The sequence below is a fragment of the Streptomyces sp. NPDC097640 genome (genome assembly GCF_040302705.1).
Taxonomy (GTDB): Bacteria; Actinomycetota; Actinomycetes; order Streptomycetales; family Streptomycetaceae; genus Streptomyces.
The window spans coordinates 157308-175725 of record NZ_JBEOSB010000021.1; the positions used below are offsets into that span (position 1 = coordinate 157308).

Consider the following 18418-nt stretch of genomic DNA (forward strand, 5'->3'; position numbering starts at 1 on the left):
GACCTTCGCATCTGAATAAGCCGCCTTTCGGAGCGGCTCGGCGGGGGTTGTCCGGTTGAGCGGGGGCAAGCTGATGACGCACGTTCTGATTGTTGAGCAGCGATTCTTGATAATTCCCGGAGTTTCGCCGTGACCGGCCCCTGGGCCCCGCTCAGTCAACAGCAGCGAGCGGTGTGGGCGGCGCAGCAGCTGAATCAGGGCAGCGACCTCTATAACGTGCCAGTGGCATTCCGTCTCAACGGGCCCATTTCCCGGGCGGCGCTGGAGGAATCCGTCCGGCAGGTGATGGAGCGCCATCCGTTGTTACGGGTGTCCATGGAGGAATCCGGGGACGGCGTCCCGCGTCAGCAGGTCTGCGGCCTTCCTGCCGAGGTGCTGAGCGTGCACGACGTGCCCACGGAGGAACTCGACGAGCGCATCGCCGAGGCGGCCTCGACGCCCTTCGGGCCGGACGCCGAGCGCCGGCTGCGCGCTCACCTGTTCCGCACCGCGCCTTGTGAGGCCGTGCTGCTGCTGGTCTTCGACCATGTGGCGGTGGATGCCGCCTCCATCCCCCTGATCACGCAGGATCTGGCGCGTGGATACTCGGCCGGTCCGCAGGGCGCCGGTCGGCTCGGTCGGCCGACATCCATGGCGGAGTACTTCGACTACATCGCGGAACAGCGGGAGCGCTTTGCCTCTCCGGCGGGGCATCAGCAGGCGGAATTCTGGGGCAAGTATCTCGAAGGGATGAACGGCATCGCCGCCCCCTTGCGCAACCCCGGCCTTTCTCAGGGGGATTTACTGCGCACGTCCTCGGTCCCGGTCGAGCTGCCCGGCGATCTCGTCGCGGCCGGTGAACGATTAAGGGTCACCCCGTTCTCCCTTCTGCTGTCCGCTCTCTCGGTGACGCTGCAACATTTTCTGCGGTCGGAGGACGTGGCGATCGCCTATCCGGCCATGGACTGGCGGAGAGGTGAATACAGCCAGACTGTCGGCCTGTTCACCGATATGCTCCTCTTCCGCTGCCTCCCTCAGGAGGAACTGAGCCTACAGGGATATGTGCGGTCGGTTCAGGATTCCCTTTTCGAGTGTTTCGATCATCAGGAAGCCCCCTTGGGCCAGTTATGGGCGTGCATGCGTACGCTCCAGGCCAGGGGAGGCCATTCGGGTATACCCGTGATGCTGTCCCTGAACGATGCGCCCGAGTCGGAACTTCGACTTCCGGACATCGAGGTCGAGCGAATCCCGCTGGCTCCCCGTGACGGCAAGGCGGATCTCCTGCTCTCCGTCAACATGATCGGCTCCGAGATCAGCGGTCGGCTCGACTTCAAGACCCAGCTCTATGACACCGACACGGCACGGCGTATTGCCCGGGCCTTTCATGAGGTGCTCACGCGAATTCTCGCGGGATGGGACGGTCCCGTCCGCGCCGTGGAACTGGCCCCGGAGGAGGACCGCTCCCAGGTGCTCGACACCTGGAATGCCCGTGTCACGTCGGAGCCCGACCAGTTGGTTCCCGCGATGTTCGCGCGGCAGGTGAAGCGGTCCCCCCAGGCGATCGCCCTGATCGAGCAGGGACGCGAGATCACCTACCGGGAACTGGACGAGACCAGCCGGAACCTCGCCGCTCGCATCGCCCGCCTCGGGCTGCGCCCGGGCCGTCCGGTGGCGCTGTGTCTGCCCAGGTCGGCCCGGTTCGTCGCCGCGGCACTGGCCGTGATGCGCTGTGGCCTCGCCTTTCTGCCCGTCGACCTGGAGCAGCCCGCGCGCCGACGCGCGTTCGTGGTCTCCGAGGCCGGAGCCGCCGCGGCAGTGGTCCAAGGAGCCACAGCGGACCACGGGCTACCGGCGACACTTTCGTTGGTCGACGCCGCCACCCACACTGACGCCGAGCCGGTCGGTCCCGGACTCGCGTTCGACGACGTCCCCGTCTCGGGTGGGGATCCGGCCTACCTCATCACCACCTCGGGCAGCACGGGCCTGCCCAAGGCCGTGGCGGTTCCGCACCGGGCGCTCGCGAACAACCTGAACTGGAAACGCCGTGACTTCGGCTTCCACGGCCAGGACCGTTTCTACTTCAAGACGCCACCCGTCTTCGACGCCTCCCTGTGGGAGTACCTGGCTCCGCTCACCGTGGGGGCGCTCGCCGTGGTCGCACCGCCTTCCGCGCACCGCGACCCGGCGCACATGCTGCGGGAGATGCGTCAGCACGAGGTGTCCGTGGTGCAGTTCGTCCCCACGCTGCTCAAGGCCGTACTCGCGGAGGAGGGGCTGGGCGAGTGCGCCGCCCTGCGCCGGGTGTTCTCCGGTGGCGAGCAGCTGGAGCAATGGGTGGTCGACGCCGTCCACCGCGCGTGCGGCGCCCGGACGGTCAATCTTTACGGCCCCACCGAAGCGGGCATCGAGGCCACCTTCCACGAGGCTTCCCCGGCCACAGACATGGCCACGGGCACCGTACCCATCGGCCGCCCGATCCCGGGCGCCCAGGCGTATGTGCTCGGACCGGGCGGCCAGGTACTCCCGCCGGGCTTTGTGGGGGAACTCCACCTGGGCGGACTGCCGCTCGCCCTCGGGTACGCCAACCGGGACCAGCTCACCCGCGAGCGCTTCATCCCGCATCCGTTCACCGACGACACGGGCGCGCGGCTGTACCGGACCGGGGACCTGGCCCGGTTCCGTGAGGACGGCGTCCTGGAATTCCTCGGCCGTGAGGACGCCCAGGTGAAGGTGCGGGGGCTGCGCGTCGAACTGGACGGCGTCCGCAGCCTCGTCCTCCAGCACCCCGGCGTGAACGACGCGGTGGTCACCATCAGCACCGAGCGCGACGACTCGCTGCTCGTCCACTTCGTGTCATCGGGGGACATCGGCCCCGACGAGCTGCGCGCTCACCTCGCCGACCGCCTCCCCGCCGAGCTCATGCCCACCCACCTCCTCCGCCTGGCGGAACTGCCCGTGACCGCCACCGGCAAAGTGGACACCCGAGCCCTGCCCCGGCCCCAGGAAGGACAGGATGTCGCGGCACACGCCACCCCGCGCACCGCGCTGGAACAGCGGCTCGCCGGGCTGTGGGCCGAGGTGCTCGGAGTGGGCGGTGAACGGGTGCCGCGCGACGCCAGCCTGTTCGAGCTGGGCGGCACCTCGCTCACCCTGATCCGCCTTCACCGCCTGCTCCGGCAGCGGATCTCGGCCGACATCCCCATCACGGACCTGTTCAAGTACCCGACCGTGGCGGCCGTCGCTCGCTCGCTGAGCCGCCGCTCCGAGGACGACAAGGGACGCGTATGACGGTTCAGCAGGAAGATCAGTCCATCGCCGTGATCGGTATGGCCTGCCGTTTCCCCGGAGCCGACGACACGGAACGCTACTGGGCCCGCCTGGTCGACGGCGAGACCTCCGTGGTCAGGCTCACCGACGGGCAACTGCGGGCCAGGGGCGTACCCGAGGACACGCTCTCGAACCCGCGCTACGTGCCCGTCGCCGGGCTTCTCGACGGCATCGACCTCTTCGACGCCGCGTACTTCGGCATCGCCCCCGCTGAAGCGGCCGCGATGGATCCGCAACACCGGCTGTTCCTCCAGGAGTCCGTACACGCGCTGGAACACGCGGGCCTTGCCGGGTACGGACCGGACCGGCGCGTCGGAGTCTTCTGCGGGGCCGGCGAGAACCGTTACGCGGCCCTCCTCCCGAGCCCGGAAAGCGGCGCGAGGACGCACCGCAGTATGTCGGACACCCCCGCCGCGCTGCCGCTGCGCGTGTCCTACCACCTGGACCTGCGCGGTCCCAGCGTGTACGTCAACAGCCTGTGCTCCACGGCGCTGACCGCGGTCCATCTGGCCAGGCGCAGCCTGCTGGCCGGGGAGTGCGACATCGCCCTGGCCGGGGCCGTGTCGCTCCAGCTCCCCCAGCAACACGGCTACCAGGCCGTCGACGGGAGCGCGATGTCACCGGACGGGGAGCTGCGCCCCTTCGACCGGTCGGCCACGGGCACCGTGCCCGGCAGCGGCGTCGGCATCGTCGTCCTCAAGGGCCTGGCGCAGGCCCTCCGCGACGGCGACACCGTGCACGCCGTCCTGCGCGGATCCGCGCTCAACAACGATGGCGCGGAGCGGCAGAGCTTCGCCGCGCCCAGCGTGCGAGGACAGCGGGACGTGGTCCTCGCGGCGCTCGCCGACGCCGGGATCGACCCCGGGACCGTGGGCTATGTGGAGGCCCACGGCACCGGCACGCCGCTGGGCGACCCGATCGAGCTGGCCGCGCTCCGGGAGGCACGCGAACACCTCGGCGTCACCGCCCCCTGCGCCGTGGGCGCGGTGAAGTCCTCGGTGGGACACCTGGACACCGCGGCCGGCATGGCCGGGATCATCAAAGCCGTGCTGGCCGTCCGCGAGGGCGTGGTGCCCGCCACCGTGGGGCACGGCGAGCTGAACCCCGACATCCGGCTGGACGGCAGCGGCCTCTACATCAGCACCCGCACGCACCGGTGGGCCCTGACCTCCCACCCCCGGCGCGCGGCGGTCACCGCCCTGGGCATGGGCGGCAGCAACGGCCACATCGTGCTTGAGCAGCCACCGGCCACGCCGTCCACGCCACGGCACACCGGGCACGGCTCCGGCGCCGAGCCGTGGACGCCGCAGATCTTCCCCCTGTCGGCCCACACGCCCGCATCCTTCGACCGCCTCCGTGAACAGCTCGCGCAGGCCGTCACCGCGGCGCCGCACCCGCCGGCGCATGCCGACGTGGCCCTGACGCTTCAGCGGTCCCGGAGCCACCGGCGACTGCGCCGGGCCTGGGTGGCCCCGACCCTGGGAGCACTGGACTCGGCCCTGCGCGAGGACTCCGCGCCACTGCCGCGAGGGCCCGTGGTCCTGGGGATCGGCTTCCGGGACAAGGCCCCGCAGACCGCCGGTGCGTCGCCCGTCGCCCTGCTTCCGCGGTTGCGCGCCGCCCGGGAACGCCCGGGCCCCGGCGCGCTCGAGGGGCGGGCGGCATGGACCGGGGAGGAGTTCCGCACCGCTTGCGGCGCGCTCGAGTCCCTGGCCGCCCTGGGGGCCGTGCCCGATGCGCTGGCGGCGCTGGACGCCGGCGAGTACGCGGCGTTCGCCTCCGCCGGGGCGCTGCCCTGGGATGTGGCGCTGCGCTGCGCGCTGTACCACGCACAGGCCGTGGAGGCGGCGCTGGACGGCGGGGATCTCGACGTCTGCGAGGAGCTGCTGGGAGAGATCCAGGCGGAACTCGCCACGGTGCGGATGTCGCCGCCCGCGTACGAACTGCGCTCCCTGACGCATGGCAGTACGCTGCCGGCCGGCGCGGCGCCGCCCGCCGGCCACCTCCTGGAGGTGACCCGCTCTGCGGTCATGGGACCGGCCGAGGCCGGGCTCCCCGCGGGTGTCCCGAACGTCGCCGACGCGGTCGCCACCTGGGAGGACTGGCTGACGCTGGTCGCCCACTGCTGGGAGCGGGGCTGCGAGGTGTCCTGGGAACTCCTGCCCGGCCCCGAGACGGCTCGCCGCACCTCCCTGCCGCTGTACCCCTTCGACGCGGTGCGCCACTGGGGCGTCGCCGCGGCGCCGGCCCCTGTCCCCGAAAGCCCCCCGCCGTCGGCCGTCTCCGAAAGCCCCGTGCCGTCGGCCGTCCCCGAAGGCCCCGTGCCGTCGGCCGCCCCGACGGGCGACACCATGACCGAACTCGCCGCCATGTGGCGGGCCGTTCTGGGCGTACCCGAGGTCCGGCCCGACGACAGCTTCTTCGCCCTGGGCGGCCACTCGCTGGTGGCCTCGCAGGTCATGGTGAGGATCCGGGAGCGCTTCGACGTCAGAGTGTCCCTCGGTGACCTGCTGGAGGCCGAGACCCTGGCCGGGATGGCCGAGCTCGTGGACGAGGGACTCACCTCCATGCGTGTCTACGCGGCCCTCACCTCGACCGCCGACGACCGGATGGGAACCGTTGAGCTGTGAACGTCACGAGCCTGCTCGAGAGGTTGCTGCTGAAGGGCATCCGGATCACCGCCAACGGCGACCGGCTCGCCGTCTCCGCTCCCCAGGGCGTCCTGAGCGACGAACTGAAGAAGACCATCAGGGCCAACCGGGACGACATCCTTCAATTCCTGCGCGAATCCGAGGAGGAGGCCGCCCGCCGCGAGGTGCGCATCGAGCGCGTGGACCGCGGCGCCCCCATTCCGGCCTCCTACGCCCAGCAGCGGCTGTGGCTGATCGAGCAGACGGCCACCGACCTTCCCGTCTACAACATGTACTTCGCCCTCGAGCTGCGCGGCGACCTGGACATCGCGGCCCTGCGCGGCGCCGCCCAGGACCTCGTGGACCGCCATGAGATTCTGCGCACCGCGCTCGTGGAGACCGGCTCGGAGCTTGTGCAGCGGATCCAGGACCGGTGTCCTGTCGTCTTCGCGGAACACGAGGCGGGCCCGGACACGCGTGACGACGTGATGTTCTCGATCGTCTCCACCCGCTTCGAGCTCTCCTCGGCCCCGCTGATCCGCTTCGACCTGGTGCGCACCGACGACTCGTGCTGGACCTTCGTCGTCACCCAGCACCACGTCATCTCCGACGGATGGTCGACCGGAATCCTCAAGAAGGAGATCTCCGAGCTGTACACGGCGAGGGTGGAAGGCCGCCGTCCCCGGCTGCCCGAACTCTCCGTCCAGTACGCCGACTACGCCGTCTGGGAACGCGAGTGGCTGGAGGGCGAACTGGCCGAACGGCAGCGCGACCACTGGCGCGACGCCCTGGCGGATCTGCCACCGCTGCTCGAACTCGTCCCGTCCCGCCGACGGGAGACGATCCAGAGCTACCGCGGCTCGGCACTGACCTTCCGGTACGACACCGACCTGCTGGAGCAGGCCCGCCGGCTCTGCTCCGAAACCGGAAACACCCTCTACGCCGTCCTGATCTCGGCATACACCCTGCTGCTGTCGCGGATGACCCGCGAGGACGACATCGCGGTGGGAAGCCCGCTGGCGAACCGGCCCTACCCCGCGCTGGAGCAGACACCCGGACTCTTCTTCAACTCCATCACCGTCCGCACCCGGGTCGACGAGCGACAGACGGTCCGTGACTTCCTCGCGGCGGTACGGCGCACCACATTCGAGGCGTTCGCGAACCAGGACCTTCCCTTCGACCAGGTCGTGCGGGCCGTGGCGCCCGAGCGCAGCAGCTCCCACTCACCGGTGTTCCAGAACATCTTCATCCTCCAGACGTATCCGGGGGAGCGGTTCACACTGCCCGGCGTCGAGGCCGCGCCGGCGCCGACGCCCTTCTACTCCGCTCAGTACGACCTGATGTTCAAGCTCCGCGAGGACGAGGACGGGCTCCAGGGACTGATCGTCCACAACGACGCCCTGCTGGACGGGGACGACGCGCGGCGCATCGCCGACAGTTTCCGGCGGCTCGTGGAGAACATGTGCGCCACGCCCGACGCGCCGCTCGCCGAACTCTCCCTCATGGACCCGGCGAGCACGGCGCAGATCGAGCGGTGGAACACGCGGACGCGGCGCCCCGTCCCGCCCGAGCCGGTACACGAGCTCATCCGCCGCCGTCTGGCCGAGAACCCGGGGACACCGGCCCTGACCTTCCGCGGGCAGAGCCTGACCCGCGGCGAGCTGGCCCGCGAAGCCGACGCGGTGGCGGCGGGACTCCAGGCCGCCGGACTGCGCCCGGGGCAGCGGATCGGTGTCATGGTGCCGCGCTCGGCCGAGCTGGTGGCCGTGCTGCTCGGAATCATGTCCGCCGGAATGGTCTACGTACCCCTGGACGGAGCGGCCCCGCGGGCCCGTATCGACGCGATGCTCGAGTCGGCGGAGTGCTCCGCGCTCGTCCTGGGGGCCGAATACGCCCACAGGTGCCCGGACTTCGCCGGGCCGCGCCTGTCCGCGCGGGACCTGGCGCACACCACCGCGTACGCCGAGCGGGCGACCGCCACGGAGGAGTCGGCGTACCTCATCTTCACCTCGGGGTCGACGGGCCGGCCCAAGGGGGTCCAGGTCACCCACCGCAATCTGGCCAACCTCTTCGTGGCGCTGGACGAGGCGGTCCGGCTGCCGTCGGACCCGGTCTGGCTGTCCGTCACGGCCGTCACCTTCGACATCGCCGTCGTCGAGCTGCTCTGGACCCTGGCGCGAGGCGTCCGCGTCGTGCTCGCGGAGACCTCCGAGAGCCTGCGGCTGATGACGCCGGCCGACGGACGGTCCGACCCCCTCACCGTGCCGGAACTCATCCTGGCCGAAGGCGTGACGGCGCTCCAGGCCACCCCGACCATGCTGCGGGGCGTCCTCGCGCTGCCCGAGGCCGAGAGAGCGCTGGGCCGTCTGGAGCTCCTGATGGTCGGCGGCGAAGCCCTCGACAGCACACTCGCCAGAAGGCTCAAGGACCTGGGCATCCCCTGCGTGCTGAACATGTACGGGCCCACCGAGACGACCGTGTGGTCCACCTGCTGGGAAGTCCCCGCCGTCCCGCCCGACCGGATCCTCGTCGGCAAGCCGCTCGCCAACACCGCGGCCCATGTGGTCGACGCCCGGCTCAACCCCGTTCCGGTCGGGATGTACGGGGAGCTCGTGCTGACCGGCGCGGGCGTGGCCCGCGGATACGCCGGGAGCCGCGACCTCACCGACGAGCGGTTCCCCGCCCTCCCCGCCCTGTGCGACCAGGGGCGGGCGTACCGGACGGGCGATGTCGCCCGCTGGCTGCCGAGCGGGGACCTCGAACTCCTCGGCCGCATCGACAACCAGGTGAAGGTCAACGGATACCGGATCGAGCTGGAGGAGATCGAGCGGGCCCTCAACTCGCTCCAGGGCGCGGCCGAGTCGGCCGTGGTCGTCCAGCGCGACGGAGCGCGCGCCGCGCTCGTGGCCCACTGCGTGCCGCGGCCCGGGGCCGTGCTCGACGAGGCCGCCCTGCGGACCGCGCTCGCCGACCTGCTGCCCGACCAGATGCTGCCGGCCGCCATGGTGAGCGCCACCGCCCTGCCGACGACGTCAAGCGGCAAGACCGACCGCAGAGCCCTGCCGCCCGTGCCCCTCGGCGACGCCGAGCGCGCTGTGACGGAGCCCGCGAACGACATGGAGAAGCGGCTGCTGGAGGTCTGGCGCGAGGTGCTCGGCAGCGATGCGGTGGGCCCCGCCGACGACTTCTTCCGGTCCGGCGGCACCTCGATCCTGGTGGCCCACCTGCTGACCGAGGTACGGACGCGGGTGCACGCCGACGCCCGGATCGTGGATCTCTTCCGCTACCCCAGCGTCCAGGCCTACGCGGCCCACCTGGGCGGCCGGGCGGATTCCGCCGCGCCCTCCGGCCACCACCGGACCGCCGAGGCGCAGGCCCGGCACGCCGCACGGCTACAGCGCAGGCAGCAGGTGTCCCGCAAACAGCGGCTGCGGGCCGCGGAGGGCGCGGCCGACAGTGACTGATGCCCGCCCCGCCGACCCTGTTCCGAGGACCGACCGGACCGAGCGGAGTTCGAACCATGACCGCCGACCTGCCAGAAGACTACGAAGACGCCCATCCGGCCGTCGCGGTGACCGGAATGGCGTGCCGTTTCCCCGGCGCCGACTCGCCGGCCGAGTTCTGGGAGCTGCTGCGCGACGGGGTCGACCCCCATGAGGGCGTCCCGCACGAGGAGCTGCGCCGGGCCGGGCTGCTGGACCGGGCGCTGCGGGACCCGGCCTACGTCGCCGCCCGCAAACGCTTCGCCGACGTGTCCCTCTTCGACGCGGAGTACTTCGGCATGACCCCCGCGGAGGCCGCCGTCACCGACCCGCAGCAGCGGTTTCTGCTGGAGGCGGCGGTCCACGCCCTCGAGGACGCGGGGCTCGGACGGGCGGGACGGGCCGGAAGGACCGGCGTCTACATCGGCCTGAACCACTCGGACTACCTGCTGCGCAATGTGCTCGACCACCCCGAGGTGGTGGAGACCCTCGGCTGGCACCGGGTGCTGATGGGCAACGACCGCGGCCACACCGCGACCAGCCTGTCCTACCGCCTCGGCCTCACCGGGCCCAGCGTGGCGGTGGACTGCGCCTGCTCGTCCAGCCTGGCCGCGGTGCACCAGGCGTGCCGGGCCCTGCTGGACTACGAGACGGACGCGGCCATCGCGGGCGGAGCCGGCATCAAACCGGCGGACCTCGGCTATCCCTACACCGAGGGCGGCATCGGATCCCCCGACGGCCGCTGCCGGCCCTTCTCCGCCGACGCCCAGGGCACCGCCTTCGCCAGCGGCGTTGGCCTGGTCGTGCTGCGGAGGCTGGAGGACGCACTGGCCGACGGCGACCGGATCCTGGCGGTCATCCGGGCCAGCGACATGAACAACGACGGCGATCGCAAGAGCGGCTACACCGCGCCCAGCCCCACGGGCCAGGCCGAGCTGATCGCCTCGGTGCACCAGCTGGCGGGTGTCACCGCCGACCGGATCTCCTATGTGGAGGCCCATGGCACGGCCACCGCGCTGGGCGACCCGATCGAGGTGAGCGCCCTCACCGAGGCCTTCCGCGAGACGACCGACGCCACCGGCTTCTGCGCCATCGGATCGGTGAAGAGCAACATCGGGCACCTCGACTCGGCTTCCGGCATCGCCGGACTGATCAAGGTGATCCTTGCGCTCCGGCACCGCACCCTGCCGCCGACCCTCGGCTGCGAACGGACCAATCCCCACATCGACTTCGACAACTCACCGTTCCGGGTGAACACCGCCTTGCGGCCGTGGACGGCGCCGGGCCGGCTGCTCGCCGGGGTGAGCTCCTTCGGCGTCGGCGGCACCAATGTGCACGTACTCGTGGAAGAGGCGCCGCCAGAACCCGCGCCTTCGTCCCGCGAGCCCGCCGGGAGCGAGAAGCCCGCCGACGGCGAGGCCACCTTCACCCCGCTGCCGTTCACCGCGAGGACCCCGGCGGCCCTGGACGCCGTCGAGGCACTGCTGCGCACCCGACTGGCCACCATGGATGTGCGGGACGTGCCCGGAGTGGCGGCCACGCTGCTCGCCGGGCGCCGGGCCCACCCGCTCCGGCGGGCCCTGCTGTGGCATCCGGACCGCGAGCCCGTGACGCTCCACGGCACAGCCGGGGGAGGGGACGTGGCGGACCGGCCGGTGGCCTTCGCGCTCCACCACCGCGAGCCGGACCACGAGACGTACCCGTCGCTGCTGCACCATCAGCCGGCCTTCCGCCGCACGGCCGAGCGGCTGGCGGACGCCCTCCCGTCGCACCACTCCGCCCTGGTGGTGGCGCTCGGCTGCGCCGCCGTCTGGGCCGAGCACGGCATCCGCCCCGCGGCGGTCGTCGCCGACCGGGAGAGCAGGGCGGCCGCGGCCGTACTGAGCGGAGTGCTCGACGAGCGGGACGTCGCCAAGGTGCTGGGAGCCCTGGCCCAGGGGCAGCGCCTGGAACGGGCCCTGCTCGATGTGCGCGCCCGCCCGGCCCGCGTCCCCTGGTACGACGCCGACGGCTCGGAGCTGTGTCCGGCGGGCCGGCGCCCGGATCTGGCGGACGTGTTCAGCGGCACCCCGGCGGCGCCCGGAAGACGCACCCTGCCGCCGCGCGTGGCCGCGGTGGTGGCCCTGGCTCCGGCCCCCGTTCCGGCCCGGGACCGCTCCGTACCCGGCATCTTCGAAGGGGCCTGCCTCGTGGCCGCCGCCGAGGACACCCGGCCCGGCGACGAGGCCCTGCGCGCCGCCCTCGCCCAGGCATGGGTCATGGGACTGCGGATCGACGAGGCATGCGTCACCCCTCCCGGCCCCGGACACCACGTCGACCTGCCCCCTTACCCGTTCGACCGGCAGCGGCACTGGCTCGACCCGGTGCGGGACCGCGACGAGCCGCGGGTGCCCGCGCCGGCCGAGGTCCAGGCGGCCGGATCCGCCCCGGACATCGAGGAAACGGCCCGCCGGATCTTCGCCCAGGCCCTCGGCGTCCCCGACATCTCACCCGAGGACAACCTGTTCACCCTGGGCGGGGACTCGCTCCTTGCCACCCGGATCGTCAGCCTGGCGAGGGGGCAGTGGTCGCAGGCCGTGCCGCTCGGCTCATTTCTGCGGGACCCGTCGCCCGGCAACCTGGCCCGGCTCGTACGCGCGGCCGCCCCCGCGCCCCCCACGGCCCCCGCCCCGGCCGACACCGGCGCCCCCGACGGGTCCGGTGGCCGGGTGCTGCCCGCGACACCCCTCCAGGAGCGGTTCCTCTTCCTCAGCGAGATCGAGGGCGCCGCCGAGGCGTACAACGTCCCGGTGCTCGCCGACCTGTCCGGACCGCTGGACGTGGCGGCGCTGCGCGCCGCGCTCGCCGATGTGGTGGCGCGCCACGAGAGCCTGCGGGTGGCCTTCCGGGTGTCCGAGGACGGACCGGAGCAGGTGATCCTTCCTGATGTGCCGGTCGATGTGCCCCTGGTCGACGTCCCGGACGAGGCCACCCTGCGGCGCGAGATCGCCGGGCTCCTCGACCGCCGCATCCCCCTGGACCGCGCACCCGTCCTCGCCGCGCGGATCTTGCGGACGGCGCCGGACCGGCATGTGCTCGCCCTCGCGGTCCACCACATCGGCGCGGACGCCCGGTCCACCGGCATCCTGCTCCGCGACCTCTACGCCGGTTACGAGCGGCGCACCGGCGGCGCGGCCCGCACACTGCCGCCCGTCGACGGCCTGCTCGCGGCGCATGTCCGGGCCGAGGCCGACTGGCTGCGCTCGCCCGAGGCCGACCGCCAACTGCGTTTCTGGCAGCAGCAGTTGGCGGACCTGCCGGAACGGCTGGAGCTGCCGGGCGACCGGCCGCAGGGCGCCCAACGCGGCTACGCGGGCGGCAAGCTGGACTTCACCGTGCCGGCCGACCTCGCCCGGCGCGTCCGGCGGCTCGCCGAAGCCGAGCGCACGACTCCGTTCGCGGTCGTGCTCAGCGCCTTCCTGCTGCTGCTCGGCAAGGTCGGCAACCGCGGCGACTTCGTGGTGGGCACTCCGGTGTCGGGCCGTCACCGGCCCGGGACCGAGGACCTGATCGCCAACCTGGTCAACACCCTCCCGCTGCGCGTGCGGATCGACACCGACGGGGACTTCCGCGCCCTGCTGCGCGAAACCTCCGGGCGCGTCATGGCGGCCCTCGACCACCAGGACCTGCCCTTCGAAGTGCTCGCCCGTGAACTCACTCCAGGAGGCCGACTCGACACCGCCCCCGTCTTCCAGGTGCTGTTCAACATGCTCAGCCTCGACGCAGGCGTGCCGCCGGGGCCGCCGGGCCTGCGGACGGGCCCGCTGCCCTTCGACCGCGCCACCAGCCCGTACGAGCTGTCGCTCGACTGGTGGTTCGACCGGGACGGCGCCATCGCGGGCCGCTTCGTCTACGACACCCTCAGGTTCGAGCAGGCCACGATCGCCGGCTGGCAGGAGACCTTCGCGCACCTGCTCGACACCGTGACCCGGGCTCCGGACGCCACCCTGGCGAGCGTGGCGGCGGAACCCGAGGCGGTGGCCGAGCGCACCCGGCGCGCGCTGACCGGGCCCGTCGTGGCCGTCCCGGAGCGCGCCGTGCACGCGGTCTTCGCCCGGTGGGCGGCCCGCGAGCCCGAACGGCTCGCGGTGACCGACGGACGGCTTTCGCTGACGTACGGCCGACTGGCGGGCCTCTCGGCCGGGCTCGCCGAACTGCTCGGCTCGCACGGCGTGAAACCCGGGGACACCGTCGGCATCGCGATGGAGCGCGGTGTTCCCGTCGTGGCCGCCGTGCTCGGTGTGCTGCGCACGGGGGCGACACCCGTCCCGTTCGACCTCACCCACCCGCGACGCCGGCTCGCGGCGATGGCACAGGACTGCGGTGCCGCGGTCGTGCTGTGCGCGCGCAAGGAGGACGCGGACTTCGCCACCGACGCGCAGGCGGTGGAGATCGACGTCGCCACGCTCCCGGCCCGGGACGCGGCCGCGGCGGGCGACGAGGTGGACCTGGACACGGCCGCGTACCTGACGTACACCAGCGGCACCACGGGCGTACCGAAGGGCATCGAGTTCCCGCATCGGGCACTCGCCAACCTCATCCACTGGGAAACGGCGGGCTACACCACCGGCCGTCGCTGGCTCCAGCTCGCGTCCTTCGGGTTCGATGCCTCCTTCCACGAGACCTTCGCCGCACTGTGCTCGGGCGGATCGCTGCATATCGCGGACGAGGAGACCAAGCACGATCACGACGCGCTGGCCGCGTTCATCGCGGACCAGCGGGTGGCGAAGGCGATCCTTCCGGTGTCCCTCCTGCACGCGCTCGCGGCCCGGTTCGAACACGACGCCTCCGCCTTCGCGTCACTCCGGGAGATCGCCTCCACCGGCGAGCAACTACGGCTGAGCGCTGCACTCGTGTCGTTCCTCGGAGCGCTCGGTGACTGCCGGCTGCTCAACAACTACGGCCCTGCCGAGACCCATGTCGTGACGTCGTACCGGTTCTCCGGGCCACCGGACAGCTGGCCGCAGCACGCCCCCATCGGCGTGCCCATCCAGAACGTCACGCTGCGCGTTCTCGGCACCGACGGGCAGGACCTGCCGCGGGGGTCGGTGGGCGAGCTGGTCATCGGCGGCGTGTGCGTGGCCACGGGCTACCTGGGCAAGCCCGAGCTGACCGGCGAGAGGTTCCTCGAGCCGGACGGCGGCGGCCGCGTCTACCGCAGCGGCGACCGTGCGCGCCTGCTGCGATCCGGCGATGTCGCGTTCCTCGGCCGGGGAGATCAGCAGGTCAAGATCCGCGGCTTCCGGGTGGAGCTCGGGGAACTGGAGGTCGTACTCCGCAGGGACCCGCGGATCCGCGATGTCGCCCTGATCGTGAACGGGCCCGAGGGCGACCGGCGGATCGACGCCTATCTGGTCGCCGCACCGGACAGCGCGCGGGTGGTCGAACAGACCCGGATCCGGCTGCGTGAGGAACTGCCGGCGGCCATGGTGCCGTCCTCGTTCACCCTCGTGGACCGCCTGCCGGTGAACGTCAACGGCAAGGTGGAGCCGACGAGACTGCCCGCGCCAGGGGGCGGCGTCGGCGAGCGCGTCGGTGTCCCGGCCGACGACGGTGTCCCGGCCGGCGACGAGGTCCTGGCCGGGGTCCTGGCCCTGTTCCGGCGTGTCCTGGACCGCCCGGACCTCGGGCCGGAGGAGGACTTCTTCGACGCGGGCGGGCACTCGCTGCTCGCGACCCGGCTGATCCACGCCGTGCGGGACCGCTTCGGCATCCGCCTGACCGTCCCCGAGTTCTACCGCCGCGGCACGGCGTGGGCCGTGACCGAGGTGGTGGCGCGGCGCGGCGGCGCGGCCGACGCGGACACCGAGGAAGAACTGCCGCCCGCGCCCACCTCCCCCGCCCCGCTGCCGCCCGGCCTGCGGAGGCCGGCCGGGCCACCACCGGCCGCCACGCAGAAGACGTTCGTGTTCGACACCGGACAGCGGCTGGACACCGCACGCCTGCGGGCCGCCGTCGGCGCGGTGCTCGACCTCCACCCCGCGCTGCGGCTGCGGGTCGGGGGCGATGGCCTGGCCACGGTCGGAAAGCCGGATCCGGCCGCCGAGACCGTGCACAGCCTCGTGTGCCCGGATACGGTCACCGCGCAGGACGCCCCGGCGTGGCTGTACGACAGGGCGCAGGCCGTCGCCATCGACCCGCGTCGCGATCCGCTGCTGCGGGTCGCGGTGGCGGATGTGCCCGGGCGGCACACGCTGCTCTCCCTCACCGTGCACCTCCTGGCACTCGACGGGCGCGGGCTGCTGCGGCTGTGTCAGGCCCTCGTCGACGCGTACCGGGATCCCGGGGCCCGGCGGCGGCCGGACGACGGGTTCCTGAGGTACCTCGCGTGGCGGAGTACGCTGACCGGCGGCGAGCGCGCGGCCGAGGCGGCGGCCCTGTGGCGGCGGCTGCTGCCGCCGGCTGCGGCGGTCAGCACCGTGCGGCCGCCGGCGCCCGACGGCCCGGTCCGCCGTCGGAGCTGGGTCCCGGGGGAGGCATTGCACCAGGTGCTCCGCGCCCGGTGTGCGGAACACCGGGTCACCCCCTTCGTCCTGCATCTCACCGCCTTCGCCGCGGCCTTGTCGTGGGCCCGGGGCAGCGAGCGCGTGTGCCCGGCGGTGCCGCTGGACGGGCGGCCCGGCCCGTCGCTGGACACCGCGGTCGGCGGCTTCGCCAATGTCGTGCCCCTGCCGCTGAACGTGCGGGCCACGCAGCCACTGATCCGGACACTGGACGCCGTGCGCGAGGTGTTCGACCAGGTGCACAGCGTGCGCACCCTGCCGTACGCCGATCTGGCCGCGGACGATCCGGGCCTCACCGGCTTCGACGACCTGCCCGTGGTGTTCAACTACGCCAGGGACGACGAGGAGACCATCCGCCTGGAGGGACACTCCCTGCGGGCGGTGGGCCCCGATCCGCTCATGCCCGGCCAACGGCTGCACTTCACCGTCGTGGACTCCTCCGCCGCGTTCCGGGCCCTGGTCAAGTACCGGCACGGCACGGCCGGGCCGGACGACTCCCGGCTGCTGGGCCTCTACCGCCATGCCCTGTACGCACTCGCCTTCGAGCCCGAAGCGACCCCCGCGGTACTCGGCGGGATGGCACAGACGCCGGTCGCGGAATCCGACAGCGTCATGGAGCGGATATGAGATTCAGCCTCTTCTTCTTCGCCAACGGCGACGACGCCGCCGAGCAGTACCGGCTGCTGCTGGAAGCGGCCAGATTCGCCGACGCCGAGGGCTTCTCGGCGGTGTGGACCCCCGAGCGGCACTTTCACGACTTCGGGGCCCCCTTCCCCAACCCCGCCGTGACCGGGGCGGCGGTCGCGGCCGTCACCTCCCGCGTGGGCGTCCGGGCGGGGAGCGTGGTGCTCCCGCTGCACGACACCTTGCGCGTCGCCGAGGAATGGGCCGTCGTGGACCAGATCTCCGGCGGCCGGGCCGGCGTCGCGATCGCCTCCGGGTGGAACCCACAGGACTTCGTCCTCGCCCCCGACAACTTCGCCGGTAACAAGCGCGCCATGCGGGAAGGCCTGGCGGAACTGCGGGCCCTGTGGGCCGGGGAGGCGGTGGAGCGCCAGGGGCCGCAGGGGCGGGCGCGACAGGTCCGCACCCATCCCGGGCCGCGCCAGGCGGACATCCCGCTGTGGATCACCGCGGCGGGCTCCGAGGAGACCTTCACCTGGGCGGGCAGCCAGGGCTGCGGCGTGCTGACCCATCTGCTCGGCCAGTCCTGGGAGCGCCTGGAGGACAACCTCGTCGCGTACAGCGAGGCGCTGGAGGCGGCGGGACACGGCATCGCACGGGAGAGGGTCAGCGTCATGCTGCACACCTTCGTCGCCGCTGACCAGCAGGGAGCGCTGGCCACCGCGCGGGGACCGCTGACCGAGTACATGCGGTCCTCCATGAGCCTGTTCGGGCTCAAGTCGCCCGAAAGCGCGCCGGGGGAGGTGGCGCCGGAGGCGCTCGCGGAACTGCTGGACCACGCCTATCAGGAATACGCGCGGACCCGCTGCCTCATCGGTTCCGTCGACAGCTGTGTGCCGCTGGTCGAGTCGCTCGCGGAGCTGGGTGTCGACGAGATCGCCTGTCTCATCGACTTCGGGGTCGGCACGGACCAGGTCCTCGACGGGCTGCGGACGCTGAGCCGGCTCAGGGCGAGGTGCGCGGAACTGTGAATCCCCGGTCTCCGTTCAGAGAGCTGCGCGCTCGGCCCGGGCAAGGCCGGGTCCGGGTGTCGCGGCCGGACGTCACGTGCTTCCTCATTCATCACGCGGGGGGCTCCTCGGCCGGTTTCGCCGATTTCGCCCAGTTCTTTCCACCGTCGTGGCGGCTGTGCGCCGTTGAACTCCCCGGCCGGGGGCTGAGCGCCGGCGACCCGCCGTGCCGGAGCGCGGCCGCGGCGGTTCAGGCGCTGGCGCCCGCCTTCCTGGACGAGAAGATCCGGCCCTATGCCGTCTTCGGGCACAGCATGGGCGGTCTCGTCGCCTATGAACTGGCCCGCGAACTGGAGCGATCCGGCACACCGCCGGTCTGGCTCGGCGTCTCGGGAATCCCCGCCCCGCGGCTGGTGAGCGACTGCTTCACCGAGCGCCGTGATCTGTGGTCACCAGAGCGGCTGGTCGCCTTCATGCGACGGCTGGGCGGCACTCCGGAGGAGTTGCTGGAGAGCCCTGACGTCGTCGAGTACATGGTGGAGGTCCTGCGCGGCGACCTGGCCATCGTGGACACGTACGCATACGCGGACGGCCCCCCTCTGGGAATTCCGCTGTCCGTGTACGCGGGCGAACAGGATCCGCTGACGACACACGACATGCTCGAAGGCTGGCGCGCGCAGACCACCGCGCGGGTGGACTTCCACTCCTGGCCGGGCGGCCACTTCTATCTGTACGAGCGGACCGGAAGTATCGCTCGGCGCATGGCAATGGACATCGATACGGCACTCACCGGAGATCGTGACCCGGCGGGAAGAAAGGCATGA

Annotated in this window: 6 protein-coding genes; all 6 read left to right on the forward strand. The window is 72.3% G+C overall.

The genetic code is table 11. The annotated features are described in order from the left end of the window. Window positions 1-129: 129 nt before the first annotated feature. Genes ABTY62_RS30090 through ABTY62_RS30115 form a run of 6 tightly spaced genes read left to right on the forward strand, consistent with a single transcriptional unit; the run spans window position 130 to window position 18418 of the window. Window positions 130-3267, forward strand: coding sequence for a non-ribosomal peptide synthetase (locus ABTY62_RS30090; protein ID WP_352132562.1), 3138 nt, complete (start codon window positions 130-132; stop codon window positions 3265-3267). Continuing rightward, complete coding sequence (locus ABTY62_RS30095; RefSeq protein ID WP_352132563.1) at window positions 3264-5936, forward strand: beta-ketoacyl synthase N-terminal-like domain-containing protein; 2673 nt, start codon at window positions 3264-3266, stop codon at window positions 5934-5936. Before ABTY62_RS30090 ends, ABTY62_RS30095 begins: the two co-directional genes overlap by 4 nt. Continuing rightward, window positions 5933-9400 (forward strand): non-ribosomal peptide synthetase, encoded by a 3468-nt coding sequence (locus ABTY62_RS30100; protein WP_352132564.1) that lies wholly within the window; start codon window positions 5933-5935, stop codon window positions 9398-9400. The genes ABTY62_RS30095 and ABTY62_RS30100 overlap by 4 nt, the downstream gene beginning before the upstream one ends. A gap of 56 nt (window positions 9401-9456) precedes the next feature. Continuing rightward, window positions 9457-16587 (forward strand): hybrid non-ribosomal peptide synthetase/type I polyketide synthase, encoded by a 7131-nt coding sequence (locus ABTY62_RS30105; RefSeq protein ID WP_352132565.1) that lies wholly within the window; start codon window positions 9457-9459, stop codon window positions 16585-16587. Continuing rightward, window positions 16584-17615 (forward strand): MupA/Atu3671 family FMN-dependent luciferase-like monooxygenase, encoded by a 1032-nt coding sequence (locus tag ABTY62_RS30110; protein WP_352132566.1) that lies wholly within the window; start codon window positions 16584-16586, stop codon window positions 17613-17615. Before ABTY62_RS30105 ends, ABTY62_RS30110 begins: the two co-directional genes overlap by 4 nt. A 56-nt stretch (window positions 17616-17671) precedes the next feature. Beyond that, the gene (locus ABTY62_RS30115; RefSeq protein ID WP_352132567.1) at window positions 17672-18418 is read left to right on the forward strand and encodes a thioesterase II family protein; all 747 of its coding nucleotides are present in this window, start codon (window positions 17672-17674) and stop codon (window positions 18416-18418) included.